Annotated in this window: 19 protein-coding genes; 13 read left to right on the top strand and 6 right to left on the bottom strand. The window is 56.8% G+C overall.

Translation table 11 applies throughout. The annotated features are described in order from the left end of the window. Positions 1–120 precede the first annotated feature (120 nt). The 4 genes from SPL01S_RS06830 to SPL01S_RS06815 all read left to right on the top strand — a co-directional run bounded on the left by SPL01S_RS06830 (position 121) and on the right by SPL01S_RS06815 (position 3,020). Positions 121–540, top strand: a complete 420-nt coding sequence (locus SPL01S_RS06830) for a DUF3224 domain-containing protein (RefSeq protein WP_063198437.1) — start codon at positions 121–123, stop codon at positions 538–540. A gap of 48 nt (positions 541–588) precedes the next feature. Continuing rightward, positions 589–921, top strand: a complete 333-nt coding sequence (locus tag SPL01S_RS06825) for an NIPSNAP family protein (RefSeq protein ID WP_063198435.1) — start codon at positions 589–591, stop codon at positions 919–921. A 538-nt stretch (positions 922–1,459) separates the two neighbouring features. Then, a complete protein-coding gene (locus SPL01S_RS06820; protein WP_063198432.1) occupies positions 1,460–2,041 on the top strand; it encodes a DarT ssDNA thymidine ADP-ribosyltransferase family protein in 582 nt (193 codons plus the stop codon). A 4-nt stretch (positions 2,042–2,045) separates the two neighbouring features. Continuing rightward, on the top strand, positions 2,046–3,020 hold the full coding sequence (locus SPL01S_RS06815; protein ID WP_081113147.1) for a macro domain-containing protein: 975 nt from the start codon (positions 2,046–2,048) through the stop codon (positions 3,018–3,020). Between the two features lie 106 nt (positions 3,021–3,126). Here the strand turns inward: SPL01S_RS06815 and SPL01S_RS06810 are convergent, their stop codons facing one another. From SPL01S_RS06810 to SPL01S_RS25660, 4 genes are all read right to left on the bottom strand, one after another. Continuing rightward, positions 3,127–4,323 (bottom strand): multidrug efflux MFS transporter, encoded by a 1,197-nt coding sequence (locus SPL01S_RS06810; protein ID WP_063198427.1) that lies wholly within the window; start codon positions 4,321–4,323, stop codon positions 3,127–3,129. A 126-nt stretch (positions 4,324–4,449) separates the two neighbouring features. Then, the gene (locus tag SPL01S_RS06805; RefSeq protein WP_063198425.1) at positions 4,450–5,664 is read right to left on the bottom strand and encodes a glycosyltransferase family protein; all 1,215 of its coding nucleotides are present in this window, start codon (positions 5,662–5,664) and stop codon (positions 4,450–4,452) included. Next, positions 5,657–6,487 (bottom strand): mannosyl-3-phosphoglycerate phosphatase-related protein, encoded by an 831-nt coding sequence (locus tag SPL01S_RS06800; protein WP_063198423.1) that lies wholly within the window; start codon positions 6,485–6,487, stop codon positions 5,657–5,659. Before SPL01S_RS06800 ends, SPL01S_RS06805 begins: the two co-directional genes overlap by 8 nt. After that, complete coding sequence (locus tag SPL01S_RS25660) at positions 6,481–6,603, bottom strand: hypothetical protein (protein WP_255212455.1); 123 nt, start codon at positions 6,601–6,603, stop codon at positions 6,481–6,483. Before SPL01S_RS25660 ends, SPL01S_RS06800 begins: the two co-directional genes overlap by 7 nt. A 178-nt stretch (positions 6,604–6,781) precedes the next feature. On the opposite strand from SPL01S_RS25660, the gene SPL01S_RS06795 reads away from it, so the two are divergent. From SPL01S_RS06795 to SPL01S_RS06760, 8 genes are all read left to right on the top strand, one after another. Further along, entirely contained in the window at positions 6,782–7,645 is an 864-nt protein-coding gene (locus tag SPL01S_RS06795; RefSeq protein WP_063198421.1) for a GNAT family N-acetyltransferase, read from the top strand. 246 nt (positions 7,646–7,891) lie between these two features. After that, the gene (locus SPL01S_RS06790; protein WP_004944177.1) at positions 7,892–8,764 is read left to right on the top strand and encodes a MurR/RpiR family transcriptional regulator; all 873 of its coding nucleotides are present in this window, start codon (positions 7,892–7,894) and stop codon (positions 8,762–8,764) included. A 17-nt stretch (positions 8,765–8,781) separates the two neighbouring features. After that, complete coding sequence (gene ddpX, locus SPL01S_RS06785) at positions 8,782–9,345, top strand: D-alanyl-D-alanine dipeptidase (RefSeq protein WP_063198419.1); 564 nt, start codon at positions 8,782–8,784, stop codon at positions 9,343–9,345. Between the two features lie 34 nt (positions 9,346–9,379). Beyond that, positions 9,380–10,930 carry an ABC transporter substrate-binding protein gene (locus SPL01S_RS06780; RefSeq protein WP_063198417.1) on the top strand — a complete coding sequence of 517 codons (1,551 nt, stop codon included), beginning with the start codon at positions 9,380–9,382 and terminating at the stop codon, positions 10,928–10,930. A 51-nt stretch (positions 10,931–10,981) separates the two neighbouring features. Beyond that, a complete protein-coding gene (locus tag SPL01S_RS06775; protein WP_063198414.1) occupies positions 10,982–11,998 on the top strand; it encodes an ABC transporter permease in 1,017 nt (338 codons plus the stop codon). Further along, the gene (gene ddpC, locus SPL01S_RS06770; RefSeq protein ID WP_162268764.1) at positions 11,998–12,933 is read left to right on the top strand and encodes a D,D-dipeptide ABC transporter permease; all 936 of its coding nucleotides are present in this window, start codon (positions 11,998–12,000) and stop codon (positions 12,931–12,933) included. Before SPL01S_RS06775 ends, ddpC begins: the two co-directional genes overlap by 1 nt. Then, entirely contained in the window at positions 12,933–13,937 is a 1,005-nt protein-coding gene (locus SPL01S_RS06765) for an ABC transporter ATP-binding protein (RefSeq protein WP_063198412.1), read from the top strand. Before ddpC ends, SPL01S_RS06765 begins: the two co-directional genes overlap by 1 nt. Beyond that, positions 13,927–14,874 (top strand): oligopeptide/dipeptide ABC transporter ATP-binding protein, encoded by a 948-nt coding sequence (locus SPL01S_RS06760; RefSeq protein WP_063198410.1) that lies wholly within the window; start codon positions 13,927–13,929, stop codon positions 14,872–14,874. Before SPL01S_RS06765 ends, SPL01S_RS06760 begins: the two co-directional genes overlap by 11 nt. 12 nt (positions 14,875–14,886) lie before the next feature. Here SPL01S_RS06760 and lpxA read toward each other — a convergent pair whose 3' ends face one another. Further along, the gene (lpxA, locus tag SPL01S_RS06755; RefSeq protein ID WP_063198407.1) at positions 14,887–15,675 is read right to left on the bottom strand and encodes an acyl-ACP--UDP-N-acetylglucosamine O-acyltransferase; all 789 of its coding nucleotides are present in this window, start codon (positions 15,673–15,675) and stop codon (positions 14,887–14,889) included. 234 nt (positions 15,676–15,909) lie between these two features. After that, on the bottom strand, positions 15,910–17,436 hold the full coding sequence (locus tag SPL01S_RS06750) for an MFS transporter (RefSeq protein ID WP_063198405.1): 1,527 nt from the start codon (positions 17,434–17,436) through the stop codon (positions 15,910–15,912). Positions 17,437–17,552: 116 nt separating this feature from the next. Between SPL01S_RS06750 and SPL01S_RS06745 the strand changes: the two genes are divergently transcribed. Next, entirely contained in the window at positions 17,553–18,419 is an 867-nt protein-coding gene (locus tag SPL01S_RS06745) for a LysR family transcriptional regulator (RefSeq protein WP_063198403.1), read from the top strand.

The raw sequence follows: 18,419 nt of genomic DNA, 5'->3' as shown, positions 1-18,419 counted from the left end.
GCGTTCCCTCTTGCGGGTGAAGAGGGAACGGCGTGTCTTGTTAAATCCCCGGATAGACCACGCCCAATGCCAATCCTTGGCATCCATTTTTTCGGTATTTTTATAGAGACGGGATTCTAAATGAAAGCAGTTGCCACTTTTTCTACCAAGGATTTCAAACCAACGGATCTGAGCCCTGAGCCAGCGCTCGCAACCGCCTTACCGGTTTCCGTCAGCACGATGGAGAAACGCTATTCGGGTGAGATCCAGGGGGTTTCCGCAACAATTTTTACCGCAGCATTCGATCCGGCGAGAAAACAGGGCAGTTACATCGCAATGGAAAGTTTCTCGGGCAGCGTGAATGGCAAAGAAGGGGCTTTTAATTTTATTCACTCGGCTTCGACCACCGGCAGCGAGCGGTTGAACGAGTTTTTCTGCATCGTGGATGGCAGCGGCACCCAGGATCTGAAAGGCATATCCGGATCCGGAGGCATGAAAATCGACGCCGACGGCACGCACCATATTTGGATTGATTATCACTTTGAGCCGGCAGAGGCATAATCTGACGTCACTCGCCTATTTCGCCGTTTGGCTTATGAGGGATCATGGATGGAAAATAAAACTGTAGAGATACTCACCTACACCCTCAAGCAGGGGACTGGCCGCGATTTTCACAAGATCATGACGGAAACCAGCGTCCCTCTGCATCGTAAGGCGGGGATCGACGTTGTCCGCTTTGGGAACTCATTGCACGATGCCGATTCGTACTTTCTGATTCGGGCTTTTGACAGTGTCGAACATCTCGAAAACGCCCAGGATGAATTCTACAAAAGCGATGCCTGGCGTGCAGGCCCGAGGGCGGCGATTATCGAAAGGATTGAGCAAAGCATTAAGTCTGTACTGACAATCAGCAACGCTGCACTGGATGCGATGCGGGTTTAGCCTGTCCAAATAGAGTTAAGGCAACAACCGGAACGTCAATCAGGAAGTGCCGTTAGCGGCACTTCCTTGTTCTGAACCACACTGCCGTTCACTTGCGTACGCTTTCCACCTTTCCCATTAGTGGGTCGACCACATTGCGAGGTATATAAACCGATTGGCCTCATTTTTTCCTGAAATATCGTCGGACTTACACTTCTGCAAACGTTGATTTTTTCTATCAAGCGTAGACGCTCCTCTTTTTCATAGGGTGAAAAATGGATAGAGAGTTGCAAAAAAAGTTATTGTCATTTTTTAGATGATGTTCACGTTTGTGTTTTTTACGTTGAATCCTATCTAATATTAGAATGTGTTAATGGGTTTGAATATAAAATAATAATTAATTTAAATTTAATTGCTTTTTGTTATTATTTATTATGATTACATTCTCTTGTTTATTTTCATTTTTTAATAAATAAAAACAAGAAATACCCCAATTCTATTGACGCCGAAAAATATAAAATATATAAAAATGCGGTGATATTTCATAAAGGATAACACCATGACACCGCCAGTTTTGATTCAAAACCAATCATTGCTCTACCATCTGACCTGTATGGATAATATTGAAAGTATCATTTCTACAGGGCTGCGCTCACGAGCCTCTTTAGGTGAAAATTTTGTTGATGTTGCTGATGGCGAAATTATTCAAGGAAGAGGAGTGCACACGTTGGAACAAAAGGTCCCTTTTCATTTCTTTGCTAATAATCCCTTTGATGGAAGAGTGAAAGCTGACCATAAAGATAAAGATTTTTGCATGATCACTGTCAGTAGAACCTTTGCACGGGACAATCGTTGGGAAATCATCCCGCAACATCCTTTGGCAGCAGTCAATGGGTTGCGGTTGATGGACTATGACTCAGGTTTCGCTGCCATCAATTGGGAGTTAATGAATCAGAGAGATTATAAAAACGCTGAGAGTAAATCCGTTTGCATGGCTGAGTGTTTGTCACCCATGACGGTCGCTGCCGAAAATTTTCATGCAATCTACGTTAAGGATGAGCAAGCAAAAGCTTACATAGAGGGGTTGCTAAGTGCTGCTAATTTGACTAAATTTGTTAATATCAATACATACATGTGCTAAGACAATGATTCGATATGAAAGCGGTGATCTTCTTCAATCACAAACAGTGGCCTTGGTTAATGCTGTCAACTGTCAAGGCGTTATGGGGAAAGGTATAGCCTATCAATTTAAAGAAACCTTCCCTATAAACTATGGAATCTATAGGGAAGCCTGTAAAAATGGTCGATTTAATATCGGGGACATTCTTATAGTAAGTGAAAGGCAAAAGCTTATTGTCAATTTCCCTACCAAAGACAACTGGAAGAAGAAATCGCAGTACGAATTTATAGCTAAAGGCTTAGCATCTTTAAAAAAAGAAATAATAGAAAGGAATATTACATCCATCTCTATTCCACCATTAGGCTGCGGAAATGGTGGGTTAGAGTGGAGTCGTGTGGAATTAATGCTTAAAGATAGTTTTGCAGATTTGAATGCTGTCGATATCGTATTATTTGCGCCGGAAATAAAAGGAGGTGCTTTAATTAATGGGGATGCTTTTCATGTCAAACATTTACTAGTGCACTATGCATTTAGTCATTTGAAAGATAAGAAGCGTTACAGCCTTAATACTTTGTTTTATATCTGTCAAGAAGTATCAGGTTATAATCACTTCGATTTCAGTATCAAACATAGCAGGCCTTATTCCCTTGAGCTTGAAAAAGTTACTAAGGATATAAAATTATTAAAGGAACGGTATGGTGCGGATTTTGATGGCTTTATTGAGGGCTTCATCAATACTAATCTTACTAAAAACATGGAGATTGAATTTAGAGGGTTAATCCCAGCATTAAATTTAAATATTGCATTTTTAAATAGCCTCGACTCAAAGGAAGAGTTTGCTGTCGTTCCTGAAATACTAAAAAAAATATCGCGCGGTGATGTTATTGAGGATGATCTTTCTTCAAAGGAGGGTGTTATAAGGGCACTGATTATTAGGAAAATGCTCGATTTCGGGGTGATCCAAAAAAACATATTTAATCAGTTTGAAATAATCAATTAGATTTGGCAATTTTTTAGTCAATTAATGTTTTTTCAAGGTGGCGAATTTACTTCACCTTAAGATAAATATCTTAATGGCACTTCCTTGTTTTGACACACACTGCCGTTCACTTGCGTACGCTTTCCACCTTTCTAAACTGGCTGCGCAGCAACAGGCAATTGATCAGCACCAGCACCGCCGTTACCGCAAACACCCAGCGGAAGCCCATCAAGGCGGAAATACTGGAGCCAATCAGCGGGCCGACCACGTTGCCGAGGTACATAAACGATTGGTTGTAGCCGAAGATGCGGCCGGTAACCTGATCGGAGGAATACTTCAGCAGCAGCGTTTGCACTGCGGGCATCAGGGCGCCGTCGGCAAAGCCCAGCAGGAAGCGCAAAATCCCCAATTGCAGCGGCGTTTGCACCCAGGCCATGATAGCGAACAGTAGGGTGGTTAACCCCAGCGCCGCCATCAGAATGCGGGCGGTGCCGATACGGTCGCCAAGTCGGCCAAGACGCGGCGCGGAAACCAACGCGGCAATACCGGGAACGGCCGCGACCATGCCGCTGATAAAGGCGATATTGCCGCTGTCGCCGGACAAATCCTTGATGAACAGCGTCAGAATAGGGCTGATGGAAGAGTTAGCCAATTGGATCATCAACGTGCTGATGAACAGCGTGACGATCAGCGCCGGATAAGGCAGCGACTGGAACACCGCCTTGCCGCTCAGTCGGTCGGCCTTTTTCACCTCGACGCGGCGTTCTTTTATCAGGAATAAGGTAATGAGGAAGCTGACGAACATCAGCCCGGCGGTGACGAAAAACACCACGCGCAGGCCCAGATGGTCAGCCATCAGGCCCCCCAGCAGCGGGCCGACGATCACCCCGGAAACCGGGCCGGTAGATAAAGTGCCCAGCGCCCAACCGCTTTTATCACGCGGCACCTGCGAGGCCACCAGCGCCATAGCGTTGGGAATATAACCGGAGGTCAGGCCCATCAGCGCGCGCAGCGCAAACAGCTGGTAAACGTGGGTCACCATGCCCTGCAGCACAATGACGATCGCCATCCCCAGCGAAGCGCGCAGCAGCATCAGCTTGCGGCCTTTGCGGTCCGCCAGGCTGCCCCACAGCGGCGACACCAGCGCGGAGACCAAAAAGGTGCCGCTAAACACCAACCCTGACCAGATGCTGAGCGACTGGTGGCCGCTGACGCCGAGCTGTTCAATATACAGCGGCAGAAAAGGGAGGATCTGGCTCATCGCCAGCCCGGTGAAGAAACAGCCGAGCCAGACCGAAATCAGATTGAGTTTCCACGCTTCCATCAACTTATCGTACCACTTTGAATTAAGAGAGAATTATTGAGCAGGATAATAATAACACCGGTTATCAGGCGCGGGTGGCGAAATAAGTGAGCAAAAGTAAAACCCGCGTTGCGCGGGCGCAGGTATTTAGCGTTGGTTGTCCTGTTCTACGGCGTCATACAACCGCTCGAGAATATCCGGGAAGGCGGATTGTACGCGGTTCCAGCTTGGCACAAAGGGTTTATCGCCGGGGTTTTCGCTGAAGGCTTGCCCGGCCTGCGAAATCACCCGAGAGAACAGTTCGACCGCTGATTCTTCGCTGTGGCGATCGAAATCCAGACCGTTCATTTTGGCATCGTGCTCAAAGGCGTCGATCATATCCAACGCCGTGCGGTAGTAGGTGGCGCGCAGTACGCGAAAAGAATCGCTGGTGATCGGCACCCCCTGGATCGCCAATTTGCGGTACAGCGCCTTGGTAATATCGCCCGCCATACGCTGCAGGCCGCTGTGTGGATCCTCTTCCGACATCGGCTGGTGCTTATGATCGTAATTATCGGCGATATCCACCTGGCAGATACGGTTGGTGGCCGTGTTGCGGTGGACTTCCGACAATACGCCGATCTCCAGCCCCCAGTCGCTGGGAATACGCAGGTTGTTGAGAATGTGGGTACGCATGGCGAACTCGCCCGAGAGCGGGTAGCGATAGCTGCGCAGATAGTCGAGAAAATCCGAATTGCCGTACACTTTCTGCAGCGATTTCAGCAGCGGAAACACCAGTAACCGGCCAACCCGACCATTCAGCTTGCCGTTAGCCACCCGGGCATAGTAACCCTTGCAGAAGTCGTAATGAAAATTGGGGTTGGCCACCGGATACAGCAGGCGTGCCAGCATACGGCGATCGTAGGTGACAATGTCACAGTCGTGCAGTGCCACGCAGCTGGAACGGCGTGAAGCCAGAGTGTAGCCGACGCAAAACCACACGTTGCGGCCTTTGCCCGGTTCGTTGGGTGCCAACCCTTCGGCGCTGAGCTGGTCGGCAATCGCCGTCAGGCGCGGCCCGTCGTTCCACAAAATGCGGTGGCGCTGCGGCAGGCGGGAGAAAAAGTTTTTTGCGTGCAGGAATTGCTCATGGTCGGCGCGATCCAGGCCAATGACGATCTCCTCCAAATAGGGCACCTGCGCCAAAACATCGACGATCTTGTCCAGCGCCGGGCCTTCCAGCTCGGAATAGAGCGAGGGCAGAATCAGCCCCATGGTGTTGCGGCCGGAAAATACCTGCAACTCATATTCAAGCTCGGACAATTCGCGCTGCGCGAGAGGGTGAAAGTTGGTGATGATGCCATCTTGATAAAAATCACTCATGGTGAGATCTCCCGTTAATCAGAAAATGATCCAATCCTTCGCACCAGCCCTGGGGGCCTTGCAGGCGCGTACGGTACAGCCGGCCGGCGAAATCGCCCGGTAAATCGAGAGGTTTGTCCTGCTGCCCCCGGATCAACACCGCCAGGTCGCTGGCTTGCAGCAGGGAAATGTCGTTGGGGCCGTCGCCCAGACTGAGGGTGGTAAGGGGGGGACCGTGCGGTAACTGATAATCCGCGGTTATCCAACGGGCGGCGTTGCCTTTGCTGACGGCCGCGCTCATCACGTGATAAAAGCGTCCGCCCTGGGTCAACCCGAGATTGTGCTGCGCGAGCAGCGCGCGAAACTGGGCAAGTTGTTCATCGTTACCGGCCCAGCGCAAGGGTTCAGAACCGGCACGCCGGCGCGCCAGATGCGCCTGATCGAGCGTTAAACCTGTCCATTGCGCGACGGTTGCGTCATCCACATCGGCAAACCCTTGAAAGGCAAAACCGGTCTGGCTGCGCAGTTCCCGCAGCGTGGCGCAAAGGCTGGGGTAATCTGCACCCAGGTGCTTGGTCGGATAGTCGGGGTGATTGCGCCGTTGCGCGGGGAAGACAATCTGCGCGCCGTTTTCCGCAATAAACGGCCAGTGGCTCAGCCCGAGTTGCTGCTGCAACGGGGCGACTTCTGCGGCGGTTTTACTGGTGGCGATAATCAGCGGCGTCTGGGTGTGCGCCAGCTGCTCCAGCCACGGCTGCGCAGCCTGCCAGCAGTAGCTGTGGTGATCCAGCAGCGAACCGTCCAGATCGGTGAAAATTAACAGGTTGGGGCTCGGTTTCAGCATTTCATCTCCATGATATCGTGCGCAATATCACTGATAAACAGGTTGATTACTTTGTTGTCATGTAGACCGCCGGGGAAACGGTGCGCGGCGTTGTAGAGGGTGCTTACCGTAGACACCGTGACTCCCCCAGGTAAAAATTGTGATACAAATCACAATTTACCCTAACGGCTTATCGCAAGGGGTGCAAGTCTTGGCTGCCTAAGCAATGCACCACGCAGAACCGAATCTGCTACTCTGCGGGGAGGCGGTTTTCGCCATCCAGTAAAATTATCCCTATCGAATCAGGAGACAAACGTGCCCGAGGAAAAGCAAAGCATTCACCTGCGCCCGATGATTGAAAGGGATCTGCCGGCGGCGTTCGGGCTGTCGCAACAGGCGCGCTGGCCTCACCGCCTGGAAGATTGGCAGCAGGCGTGGGGATTGGGGGCGGGAGTGGTCGCTGTGGTCAACGGAGAGACGGTCGGCACCGCTTTGCGCTGGCTGTGGGGGGCGAATCGCGCCACGCTGGGGTTGGTGATTGTCGACGAACGGCATCGCGGGCAAGGTATCGCCAGGGAAATGGTGCAGTCGCTGATGGCGCCATTGACTGACCATCAACTGCACCTGGTGGCTACCGAACAGGGCAAGCCGTTGTATCGGCAGTTGGGGTTTATCGAACAGGGGCGGCTGGCACAGCATCAATGCCGGGAGTTGCCTGCCCGCGACGCGGTGCCTTTGCCGGAGGACGTCACCCTGCGCCCGGGATCGCCGCAGGATCTGCCAACCCTGGCCGAGCTGGATTTCGCCGCTTGCGGCATGCGGCGCGAGCCGCTGCTGGAAACCTTGCTGAGTAGTGCCGGGCAGGCGCTGGTGCTGGAACGGCAGGGGATTGTCGTCGGTTTCGCGGTGCGTCGCCGCTTTGGTCATGGCAACATGATCGGCCCGGTAGTCGCGCCTGAGCTGGCCTCCGCCATCGGGTTAATCGACGCGCTGTGCCGGCCCTGCAGCGGCCAGTTTGTGCGTATCGACACGCCGCAGGCCAACAGCCTCGGCCCCTGGCTGGTCGAGCGCGGTTTGCCCAGCGTGGACACGCCCGCCATCATGGTGCGCGGCGCGCCTCATAGACCGGATCCTGCGAGCGTGCAGACTTTTGCATTGGTTTCGCAAGCGCTGTCATAAAATTGAAAATCAGGTGCCACGGCGGTGCATCGCCAGATGCATTGCCCAATTGTTGTGCAATAGTTATCAACTGATGACTTTGTTGTAACCGCAGGTTTTGCCGTTCCTGCGCCGCCGTACGCCGCCGCGCGTGAAATATCCCCAGAAAGTCCGCAATTGGCACAGGCCATGCATTGTCATCATCAGTCTTTGTTACCTGAGTAACAGACAGCGGTTTGATGACAACTCACCAACAGCGGGCGAACTATGGCAGACCATCCTGATGTGATCGCACAGATAGAAGCGTCATTTGCGGTACAAACCCCGACCGGCAAGCGTATTGCCGGTTATCTGCTGGCCAATCTGGCGCAGGTGCCGTTTGAAACCGCCGACGGCATCGCCCGCAGCACGGCGACCAGCGGCATTTCGGTCGGCCGCTATCTGCGCAGCCTGGGTTACCGCAATCTCGACGATCTGAAACGTACGCTGCGTGAACAAGGGGCGGCGCTGTATCAACCCTGGGGCGTCACCGATCGTCTGGGCGCTTACCGCCGGCGGCGCGATCAGCCGCAACCGCAAAAGCTGCGCCAGGCGTTAACCCTGGAGCTGGAGGCGATAGAGCACGTTTACCAGTTGGCCGGCGGGGAGGCGTTCAACCGCGTCAGCCGCCAACTGGCGCAGGCGGAAGCGGTGTTTGTGGTCGGCATCCAGTCTACGCGCGGCATCGCCAACGCCTTTTACAGCCATCTGGAGTATCTGCGGCCCAGAGTCTATTACGCCGACGGGCTGTCCGGTACCTACGTGGAATCGCTCAATTCGGAATTTGGCGCGCCCTATCTGGTGCTGACCGACACTCGCGCTTACTCGACCATCGCCCGGCAGTATTGTCAGGCGGCCTGCGCGCGCGGGCTGCGGCTGGCGCTGATCACCGACATTTACTGTCCGTGGGCGCGGGATTACCCGATTGACCTGCTGCAGGTGAAAACCGACACCGGCCAGTTTTGGGATTCGCTGGCGCCGCTCAGTTGCCTGTTCAACCTGCTGCTGTCCTCGGTACTGGAACAGGGCGGCGCGGCGGTGGAGCAACGGCTGGCCAACAACCGCCTTCTGCAAAAAGAACTGGGCCAATTTGAATCTTAACCGCATGGGAACAGGTAATGAGTGACAATGTAACGTTAATGGATCTGGCCGAGGCGTTTCCCGATCTGCCGATCGAGTTGAAATACGCCGGCGCCGATAACCTCACCGGCCGGCCGATCTACCGCGAAAGCCGCTGCCTGTTGCATCCCGACGCGGTACGCGGGCTGACACGCTGCCTGTTGGCTGCACGGCTTGCCGGTTTATCGCTAAAGGTGTTTGACGCCTATCGGCCGCAACAGGCGCAGGCGTTGCTGTGGCTGGCGTGCCCGGATCCGCAATATGTCACCAGCACGCAAACCGGCTCGCACCACAGCCGCGGCGTGGCTATCGACGTGACGCTGCTGGATGCGGCGGGCGCGGCGCTGGATATGGGGACCGGTTTTGATGAGATGAGTGAGCGTTCCCATCCGTTTTACCCCGATTTCCCGCCCGAGGTGCAGCGCAACCGGCTATTGCTGAATGCGGTGATGGCCGCCGGGGGGTTTTGCGGCATCGTCAGCGAGTGGTGGCATTTTGAGCTGCCCAACGCCGGTGACTATCCGCTGTTGGCCGATCGCTTCGGCTGTTTTTCTTACGATTAAAACGACGCACCTTCAACACACCAGGAGTCAGTTTATGAGCAAAGTTAAATACGCCGCGCTGGCGGTGGCAGTCGCTATGGGTCTGGCCGGTTTGGCTCCGGCGCAGGCGGCGGTACCCAAGGATATGCTGGTGATCGGCAAAGCGGCCGACCCGCAGACGCTGGATCCGGCCGTGACCATCGATAACAACGATTGGACGGTAACTTACCCTGCCTACCAGCGGTTGGTGCAATACAAAACCGAAGGCGGCAAAGGCTCCACCCAGGTTGAAGGCGAACTGGCGGAAAGCTGGGCCGCTTCAGACGATCAATTGGTCTGGACCTTTAAGCTCAAGCCGGGCAACAAGTTCGACGACGGCAGCGAGGTTAACGCCGAGGCGGTGAAATGGTCGTTTGAACGGCTGATGAAGATTGGCCAGGGGCCGTCAGAAGCTTTCCCGAAAGATCTGCAGGTGACGGTGGTGGATCCGCTGACGGTGCGTTTCACGCTGAAAACGCCGTTTGCCCCGTTCCTTTACACGCTGGCCAATGACGGCGCCGGTATCGTCAACCCGGCGATCGCCAAGGCCAATCCGGCCGACGAAGGCAAAGCCTGGCTGGCGAATCACAGTGCGGGTTCCGGCCCTTACAAGCTGGATCGCTGGCAGAAGGGCCAGCAGTTGGTGCTGGTGCCAAATCCGCATTACGGCGGCGCCAAACCGGCGTTCAAACGCGTAACGGTGAAAATCATCGCCGAAAGCGCCACCCGCCGCCTGCAATTGACGCGCGGCGATCTGGACATCGCCGAATCTCTGCCCATCGACCAGCTCACGGCGCTGAAAAGCGAAAACAAGGTGGCGGTCAATGAGTTTCCTTCGTTGCGTGTGACTTATCTGTACCTGAACAACGGCAAGGCACCGCTGAATCAGGTGGATCTGCGCCGCGCCATCTCTTATGCGGTGGACTATCAGGGCATGGTGAAGGGCATTCTCGGCGGCAACGGCAAACAAATGCGCGGGCCGATCCCGGAAGGCATGTGGGGCTACGACGCCGCCGCACAGCAGTACAGTCTGGATGCGGACAAGGCCAAGGCCGCGCTGGCGGCGGTGAAAGACAAGCCGGCATCGCTGAACTTCCTGTACTCGGTCAGCGATCCGAACTGGGAGGCGATAGCGCTCTCGGTGCAGGCCAGCCTGGCGACGGTAGGCATTAACGTCAAACTGGAGAAGCTGGCTAACGCCACCATGCGCGATCGCATCGGCCAGGGCAATTACGACATCGCCATCGGCAACTGGAGCCCGGACTTCGCCGACCCCTACATGTTCATGAACTACTGGTTCGAATCCGACAAAAAAGGGCTGCCGGGCAACCGCTCGTTCTACAGCGATCCGCAGGTGGATGCGCTGTTGAAAAAAGCGGTTTCGGTGTCCGATCAGCAAGTACGTACCGCCGATTATCAGGCGGCGCAGAAAATCGTCATCGACCAGGCGGCCTACGTCTATCTGTTCCAGAAAAACTATCAGGTGGCGATGAACAAAGAGGTGAAGGGCTTTGTGTATAACCCCATGCTGGAACAGGTGTTCAACGTTGGGCAGATGAGCAAGTAATTCTCTTTCGGGCAGCTTTTTGGCTGCCCCCTTGCGCCACGGGAAACGACTATGAACGTTTGGAGCCTTATCCGCCAGCGTTGCTGGGGGCTGGTGCTGGTGATGTTCGGGGTGTGCGTCATCACCTTTACCATCTCGCACCTGATCCCCGGCGATCCGGCGCGGCTGCTGGCCGGCGATCGCGCCAGCGAGGAAATCGTCCAGCATATTCGCCAGCAACTGGGGCTGGACCAGCCGTTATACGTGCAGTTTGGCCGCTATGTGCTGGATCTGCTGCACGGCGATCTGGGCACGTCTATCCGCACCGGACGGCCGGTACTGGACGACCTGCGCGCCTTCTTCCCGGCGACGCTGGAGCTGGCGTTTTGCGCCTTGCTGCTGGCGATCGCGCTGGGGGTGCCGCTCGGCGTGCTGTCGGCGGTTTACCGCAATAAATGGCCCGATCATCTGGTGCGCCTGCTGTCGGTGACCGGCATCTCCACGCCGGCATTCTGGCTGGGGCTGGGGGTGATCATTTTGTTTTACGGCCAACTGAACGTCTTGCCCGGCGGCGGCAGGCTGGACGACTGGCTGGATCCGCCCACCCATATTACCGGGTTCTACCTGCTGGATTCGCTGCTGACCGGCAACGGCGAAGCGTTTTGGAACAGCCTGCAGCACCTGATCCTGCCGGCGCTGACCCTGGCGTTCGTACACCTCGGGGTGGTGGCGCGGCAAATCCGCTCGGCGATGCTTGAACAACTGGGTGAAGACTATATTCGCACCGCACGCGCCAACGGCCTTTCGCACTGGCGAGTGGTACTCGGCCACGCGCTGCCGAACGCGCTGATCCCCTCGGTGACGGTGCTGGGGCTGGCGTTGGGGGATTTGCTGTACGGCGCGGTGCTGACCGAAACGGTGTTCGCCTGGCCAGGCATGGGCGCTTACGTGGTGGATTCCATTCAGGCGCTGGATTTCCCTGCGGTGATGGGCTTTGCCGTGGTGGTGTCTTTTGCCTATGTGATGGTTAATTTGATCGTCGATCTGCTTTATCTGTGGATCGACCCGCGAATGGGGCGCGAGGGCTAATGACTATGTCTCACTTTGAACAACCGTCGTCTCAACTTGAACAACCGCCGTCTCAAATCGAGCCACCGCCGGCGGCGGAACCTGCGCTGCGCTTTGTCGGCGCGCGGCGCGCCTGGTATCGGGTGCGGCGCAGCCCGCTGACGCTGTTGGGTGGCGCCATCATGTTCTGCGTGCTGTTTTTGATGCTGTTTTCACCCTGGCTTGCGCCGCACAATCCGGACGCCATCGACCTGACCGCACGGCTGCTGCCGCCTTCGGCCGAACACTGGTTCGGCACCGACGAAGTAGGCCGCGACCTGTTCAGCCGGGTGCTGGTCGGCAGCCGGCAGTCGGTTGCCGCCGGGCTGGCGGTGGTGGTGCTGGCGGGCGGAATTGGCTCGCTGCTCGGCTGTTTCTCCGGCGTGATGGGCGGCACGGTGGATGCGTTGATCATGCGCTGCATGGACATCATGCTGTCGGTGCCTTCGCTGGTGCTGACCATGGCGCTGGCGGCCGCGCTCGGGCCAAGCCTGTTCAACGCCATGCTGGCGATTGCGGTGGTGCGCATTCCGTTTTACGTGCGGCTGGCGCGCGGGCAGACGCTGACGCTACGGCATCAGGCGTATATGCAGGCGGCGCGCACCTTTGGCGCTTCGCGCTGGCATTTGATTGGCTGGCATGTCCTGCGCAACGTCATGCCGCCGTTGGTGGTACAGGCGTCGCTGGATATTGGTACCGCCATCCTGATGGCCGCCACGCTGGGGTTTATCGGCCTGGGCGCCCAACAACCGACCGCCGAATGGGGCGCCATGGTGGCCAACGGCCGTAACTATGTGCTCGACCAGTGGTGGTATTCGGCCTTTCCCGGTACGGCGATCCTGATCACCGCCACCGGTTTCAACCTGTTCGGCGACGGTCTGCGCGACTTGCTGGATCCTAAAACCCGGGGGCGTTGATGAGTGACACTACGGTTTTATCGATTGATGAGCTGCAACTGGAATTCCCGGTTTACGGCGGCAGCGTCAAGGCGCTCAACCGCGTCTCGTTGCAGGTCAAGGCCGGCGAAATCGTCGGCGTGGTGGGGGAATCCGGTTCCGGTAAATCGGTGACGGCAATGATGACCCTGCGCCTGTTGGCCGAGGACGGCTACAACGTGACCGGCGGCAAGCTGGAGGTATTGGGCACCGACGTGCTCAGCGCCAGCGAGCGGCAAATGCGCCAACTGCGCGGTGCCCGGGTGTCGATGATTTTTCAGGAGCCGATGAGTGCGCTGAACCCGACGCGGAAAATCGGCCGCCAGATGTGCGAGGTGATCCGCCTGCACCAGAGGCTGTCGGCGCGGCAGGCGCGTGACAAGGCGATCCAGTTGCTGCGTGAAATGCAAATTGCCGATGCGGAACGGGTGATGGAGCGCTATCCGTTCGAGCTGTCGGGCGGCATGCGCCAACGGGTGCTGATCGCCATGGCGTTTTCTTGCGAACCGGAGCTGATTATCGCCGACGAACCGACCACGGCGCTGGATGTTACGGTGCAGCGGCAGGTGCTGCGCCTGCTGCAACAGAAGGCTCGCGCCAGCGGCACGGCGGTGCTGTTTATTACTCACGATATGGCGGTGGTGTCGCAGCTCTGTGACCGGGTGTACGTGATGTACGCCGGGCACGTGATCGAAAGCGGGGCCACGGCGCGGGTGATTGACCACCCGCGCCACCCGTATTCTATCGGGTTGTTGCTGGCGGCACCGGAACGCGCAGAGCCGCGCAGCCTGCTGCGGGCCATTCCCGGTACGGTGCCCAATTTGAGCGCATTGCCGCCGGGTTGCGCATTCAGCAACCGCTGCAGCTACGCCAGCGGCCAATGCCGGCAAACGCCGCGGTTGACGCCACTAGCCGCTGACCCGACGCAACGGGTGGCCTGTTGGCATCCGCAGTCTATCGATCTGGAGGTGCAAAATGAACGTTGAAGCGCTACTGGAACTGCGCGACGTGCGGCTGCGCTTTCCCGCCAGCTATAACTGGCGCGGTAAGCCGAGAGAATATGTCCATGCGCTCAACGGGCTGGATCTCAACATCATGCGCGGCGAGACCCTGGGGATCGTCGGCGAATCCGGCTGTGGCAAAAGCACCTTGGCGCAACTGCTGATGGGATTGTTGAAGCCCAGCAGCGGCGAGCTGCTGCGCGCCCGTTCCGGTGGCTCCTGGTTTGGCAGCGGCATGCAGATGGTGTTTCAGGATCCGCAGTCGTCGCTCGACCCGCGCCTGCCGGTATGGCGCATTATCACCGAACCGGTCTACGTGCAGCAGCATAACGGCGTGACAGAGCGGCGGGCGCTGGCGGCAGAACTGGTGCAACAGGTTGGGTTGCGGCCGGAGTCTATCGACCGGTTGCCGCATGAGTTTTCCGGTGGTCAGCGCCAACGTATCTCGATTGCCCGTGCGCTGTCCTCGCAACCGGATATCATCGTGCTGGACGAGCCAACGTCGGCGCTGGATATCTCGGTGCAGGCGCAGATCCTCAACCTGTTGGTGGAGCTGCAACGCCAGCGCAATCTGACCTATGTGCTGATCTCGCATAACGTTTCGGTGGTTCAGCACATGAGCGATCGGGTGGCGGTGATGTATTTGGGGCAAATCGTTGAGCTGGGGCCAACCGCGCAGGTCTTGCGCCAGCCGCAGCATCCTTATACCCGGCTACTGCTGGATTCGGTGCCGCGTGCCGGACGTGCGCTGAGCGACAGCACGATTGAAGATCGCAAAGGGGAGTTGCCGGGCAATCGCCAGTTGCCGCTGGGGTGTTTTTTCCGCGAGCGTTGTCCCTACGCCGGGGAAGGCTGCCAGATGCCGCAAACGCTGCGGGTGAATCTGGGGGGCACGGCGGTGCGCTGTCATAAAGTGGCGTGACGGCCACAGCGTTCAGCGAATGATGCCCCGCGTAGAGCGGGTAAAAAAATCCGTGAACAGCCGCAGTAACGGGTATTCCACGCTGAGGCGGGCGGCTTCTTGCCGCACGTCTTCCAGCGCCGTCGCCTGGTGATACAACATGGCGTAAAGCGAATGAATAACCCGCTGCTGTTGCTCGTCGGCGGCCAGAAAGGCCGGTGCCAGCAGATGCAGGCCGTCCGGTTTGGCGCGGTTGCCGCCGGCCTGGACGAACGGCGGCAGATCCTGCACCGCGAGGGTGCCGTCGGCCAATCGTGCATGGGCACCGATAATGCAAAACTGATGCACCGCACAACGTGCGCCGACCCAACCGCCGTCGCCCAATTCCACATGCCCGGCCAACCCGCTGTTATTGCCGATATGCGTGGCGTTACCAATGATGCAGTCGTGGGCAATATGCACGTTATCCAGCAGATGATTGTCATCGCCGATCGCGGTGTGGCGGCAGCCTTGTGCGGTGCCGCGATGCAGGGTGGCGTATTTGCCGATGCGGTTGCGATCGCCGAGGGCGAGCGTGGTCGGTTCACCGGCGTATTTCAGATCCTGGCCGGCTTCGCCGATCGAAGAAAACTGGTCGATGACGTTGTCGCGGCCGATGCGCGTCAGGCCGTTAATCACCACGTGGGAGGCGATAGTGGTGCCTTCGCCAATCTCAACGCCGGCGGTGATAAAGCAAAAAGGGCCGATGCGCACGCGCGCACCGATAATCACGCCAGGCTCAATCACGCTGCTGGCGGCAATACGGGCAGAAGGAGAAATCATGGTGCTTCCTGATGGCGGCGCGTGGCGTATCCTTCAGCCAGGCCAGACATCGGTTAACTATTAAGCCGGATTCTGGATTAATCAGGGGAAAAACAAGAAAGTGCGGGCATGAGGGCTTGCCTCTGGGCCAGGTGCAACCAAGTTGTCTGAGGCCAGCATAAGCCCCTGCCGGTCTCAGACCACCCGATTATATTTTATTTATTTTATGAACCATTCAGTAATAACGAGATGTTATTACCGGGGGAGTGCGGTTGCCGTTTTCCAGGGGGCGAAAATCATCAGGCTGGCCGCAGCCAACGCCCAGGCACCGAGGCCGCCGTACAGCATCACCAGGCCAAAACTTTGCGTCAAGGCAGCATGAACCAGGGGCGCCAGGGCATCCCATTCGGGGAGCGTTTTCAAGGCAGTGAGATTACCCGCCACTATCTGCTCCGCCGCCGAATGCAGCGGCAAGGTGCCGAATGATTCGGGCAGCGTTTGTTGCAGATAAGCGTCAACGCCCGCCAGCAAGATAAACCCCATGGCCGCAATATTGATAGCCAACGCGATCATTCTGGCGCTCATATCTATCCCGGAGGCCATGCCTGCGCGGGCATTCGACACCGAACCTGTGGTGGTGTTGGTCACCGGGGTATTGGTGATGCCCAGGCCGATACCGGCGATAAGTAACCCCGGCAGCATAGCCAATCCGCCGGCATGTTCGCCGCCGCTGCCTGATTTCATCAGCAGGAAACCCAACCCAAGCGCGAATAGCCCTGCGGGGATCACGGCTCCAGCGTGGTAACGCAAAGCCAATCGCTCGCCTACCGGGGGGAAGACAAGCGTGGGCAGTGTATAGGCGAGCAGCGACAAACCTGTGGTCAGGCTGTCATAGCCCAACCCAATTTGAAAATAGAGCGGCAGGTAGATCATAAAGGGCCAGAAGCTGAAATTCATGCCGATGGAGCCCATCAGCGCCCCGGAAAATTGCCGATTCCTGAACACGGAAAACTCCATCATCGGATAGGGGTTGCGTCTCTCAACCCCGATAAACAGCAGCAGGCTGAGGGCTGCTGCCAGAAGGATCCCCCCGGCGCGAACGCTGGTGAAACCGAACACGGATCCCTGAGTGATAAAATACACCAGCCCGAAAACCGACAGCGACAATGTGACGATCCCCAGAGTATCCAGTTTTGCCGCCTGCGGATCGCGGGATTCTTGCACGCTGAAAATCACCAGTAACAGTGTCAGAACGGCGATGACCGCATGAATCAAAAATACCCACTGCCAGTTGGCGAGCGCCACGATAACGCCGCCGATCGCCGGCCCAAACCCTAAGCCAATGCCAAAAACGACGCCCCAAATGCCGAAGGCCTGGCCACGCTGTTTGCCGCTCTGAAACTGATGCGACAATGCTGCCACCTGGCAAATCAACATGGCGCCGCCCGCCATGCCTTGCATAAAGCGGCCCAGGATCAGCAGCGTCGAGCCGTTGGCCAGGCCGCAGAGCAAGGAAGTGAGGCCAAAAGCGGCAATGGCGATGATGAAAACTCGCCTGCGGCCAAAACGGTCAGACAGCGTTCCGGTGGCCATCATCACTGCGGTGCAGGCCAGGGTGTAGGCATTCATAATCCACTGCATATCGCTGAAATCACTGTGTAATACCCGTTCCAGCGTCGGCAGTATGACCGGTACACTGGAGATTTCCAGGCCGAACATCAGCGCGGAGAGGCATATTGCCGTTAATGCCAGTCGGTTTTTACTGGCGTGAGAGAGCGTCATGAGTTTTTCCACAAAAGAGGGTGATGGAAACGAGCAGTCATTCTGGATAAATGCATTGCATGATAGAAATGATTTAATTTATCGTGATTAATTAACTTTCATCATGAAATCACGCTATGAACATTGACCCGACACTGCTGCGCACCTTCGTTACGGTTACCGAAACCGGCGGCTTTACGCGCGCGGCGCAGCAACTGAATCTGACTCAATCTGCGATCAGTCACCAGATCCGTCGGCTCGAGGAGCAGATTGGCCGGCAGTTGTTGCACCGCACTACGCGGCGCCTGACGCTAACCGAAGACGGTGAAGATATGCTGCGCCACGCCGTGCACGTTTTGCAGGCGCTCGACGCCATGCAGCGGCGCTTTGAATCCTCACCCGTGTCGGGGTCAGTACGCTTTGGCCTGACGGAGAGTTTTCTGGGGGAACGATTGCCGCCGCTGTTATCCCAGTTCGCCCGGGCTTTTCCTGCGGTCAGGTTGGAGGTCAATGTCAGTATCGGGCTGGATCTTTGTGGGATGGTGAAGGGCAACGAACTGGATTTGGCCGTCGTGATGTCGCTGGCTAACCGTATTGAGGGCAGGCTATTGCGGCGGATGCAGCTGGTGTGGGTAGCGGCTGAGACATTCAGCCTGGCGGGCTCGTCGTTGCCGCTGGCGTTGTTGCCCGCGCCGTCGGTCAGTCGCGAGGCCGGGATCGCCGCATTGGAAAGCAAGGCTATCCAATGGCACACCGCCTTCACTTCACAAAGTCAACAAGGGCTACGGGCGGCCGTGCTGGCGGGGTTGGGCATTGCCGTCATGGCAAGCGGCGATCTGGCGCCGGGAATGAAAACGGTTGATGGTCAGTATGGGCTACCCGAATTGCTCGACGTCGATTTCACCCTGATCGTCAATGGCGCGGAACCTGGCGCGGCTGCGCAGGCATTCGGCAAAATACTGCTGGAGATGTCGGCGCCGTTGCCTGCCGCAGGGGGAGATTAA

This window comes from Serratia plymuthica NBRC 102599, assembly GCF_001590925.1.
GTDB classification, from domain to species: domain Bacteria; phylum Pseudomonadota; class Gammaproteobacteria; order Enterobacterales; family Enterobacteriaceae; genus Serratia; species Serratia plymuthica.
Note: the sequence above shows the minus strand (reverse complement) of the source record. Positions and strands in the feature narration are given on the sequence as shown.

Excerpts from the sequence above, each read along its gene's own strand:
- SPL01S_RS06830 (WP_063198437.1), top strand. The coding sequence starts at position 121 with ATGAAAGCAGTTGCCACTTTTTCTACCAAGGATTTCAAACCAACGGAT.
- SPL01S_RS06825 (WP_063198435.1), top strand. The coding sequence starts at position 589 with ATGGAAAATAAAACTGTAGAGATACTCACCTACACCCTCAAGCAGGGG.
- SPL01S_RS06820 (WP_063198432.1), top strand. The coding sequence starts at position 1,460 with ATGACACCGCCAGTTTTGATTCAAAACCAATCATTGCTCTACCATCTG.
- SPL01S_RS06815 (WP_081113147.1), top strand. The coding sequence starts at position 2,046 with ATGATTCGATATGAAAGCGGTGATCTTCTTCAATCACAAACAGTGGCC.
- SPL01S_RS06810 (WP_063198427.1), bottom strand. The coding sequence starts at position 4,323 with ATGGAAGCGTGGAAACTCAATCTGATTTCGGTCTGGCTCGGCTGTTTC.
- SPL01S_RS06805 (WP_063198425.1), bottom strand. The coding sequence starts at position 5,664 with ATGAGTGATTTTTATCAAGATGGCATCATCACCAACTTTCACCCTCTC.
- SPL01S_RS06800 (WP_063198423.1), bottom strand. The coding sequence starts at position 6,487 with ATGCTGAAACCGAGCCCCAACCTGTTAATTTTCACCGATCTGGACGGT.
- SPL01S_RS06790 (WP_004944177.1), top strand. The coding sequence starts at position 7,892 with ATGGCAGACCATCCTGATGTGATCGCACAGATAGAAGCGTCATTTGCG.
- ddpX (WP_063198419.1), top strand. The coding sequence starts at position 8,782 with ATGAGTGACAATGTAACGTTAATGGATCTGGCCGAGGCGTTTCCCGAT.
- SPL01S_RS06780 (WP_063198417.1), top strand. The coding sequence starts at position 9,380 with ATGAGCAAAGTTAAATACGCCGCGCTGGCGGTGGCAGTCGCTATGGGT.
- SPL01S_RS06775 (WP_063198414.1), top strand. The coding sequence starts at position 10,982 with ATGAACGTTTGGAGCCTTATCCGCCAGCGTTGCTGGGGGCTGGTGCTG.
- ddpC (WP_162268764.1), top strand. The coding sequence starts at position 11,998 with ATGACTATGTCTCACTTTGAACAACCGTCGTCTCAACTTGAACAACCG.
- SPL01S_RS06765 (WP_063198412.1), top strand. The coding sequence starts at position 12,933 with ATGAGTGACACTACGGTTTTATCGATTGATGAGCTGCAACTGGAATTC.
- SPL01S_RS06760 (WP_063198410.1), top strand. The coding sequence starts at position 13,927 with ATGAACGTTGAAGCGCTACTGGAACTGCGCGACGTGCGGCTGCGCTTT.
- lpxA (WP_063198407.1), bottom strand. The coding sequence starts at position 15,675 with ATGATTTCTCCTTCTGCCCGTATTGCCGCCAGCAGCGTGATTGAGCCT.
- SPL01S_RS06750 (WP_063198405.1), bottom strand. The coding sequence starts at position 17,436 with ATGACGCTCTCTCACGCCAGTAAAAACCGACTGGCATTAACGGCAATA.
- SPL01S_RS06745 (WP_063198403.1), top strand. The coding sequence starts at position 17,553 with ATGAACATTGACCCGACACTGCTGCGCACCTTCGTTACGGTTACCGAA.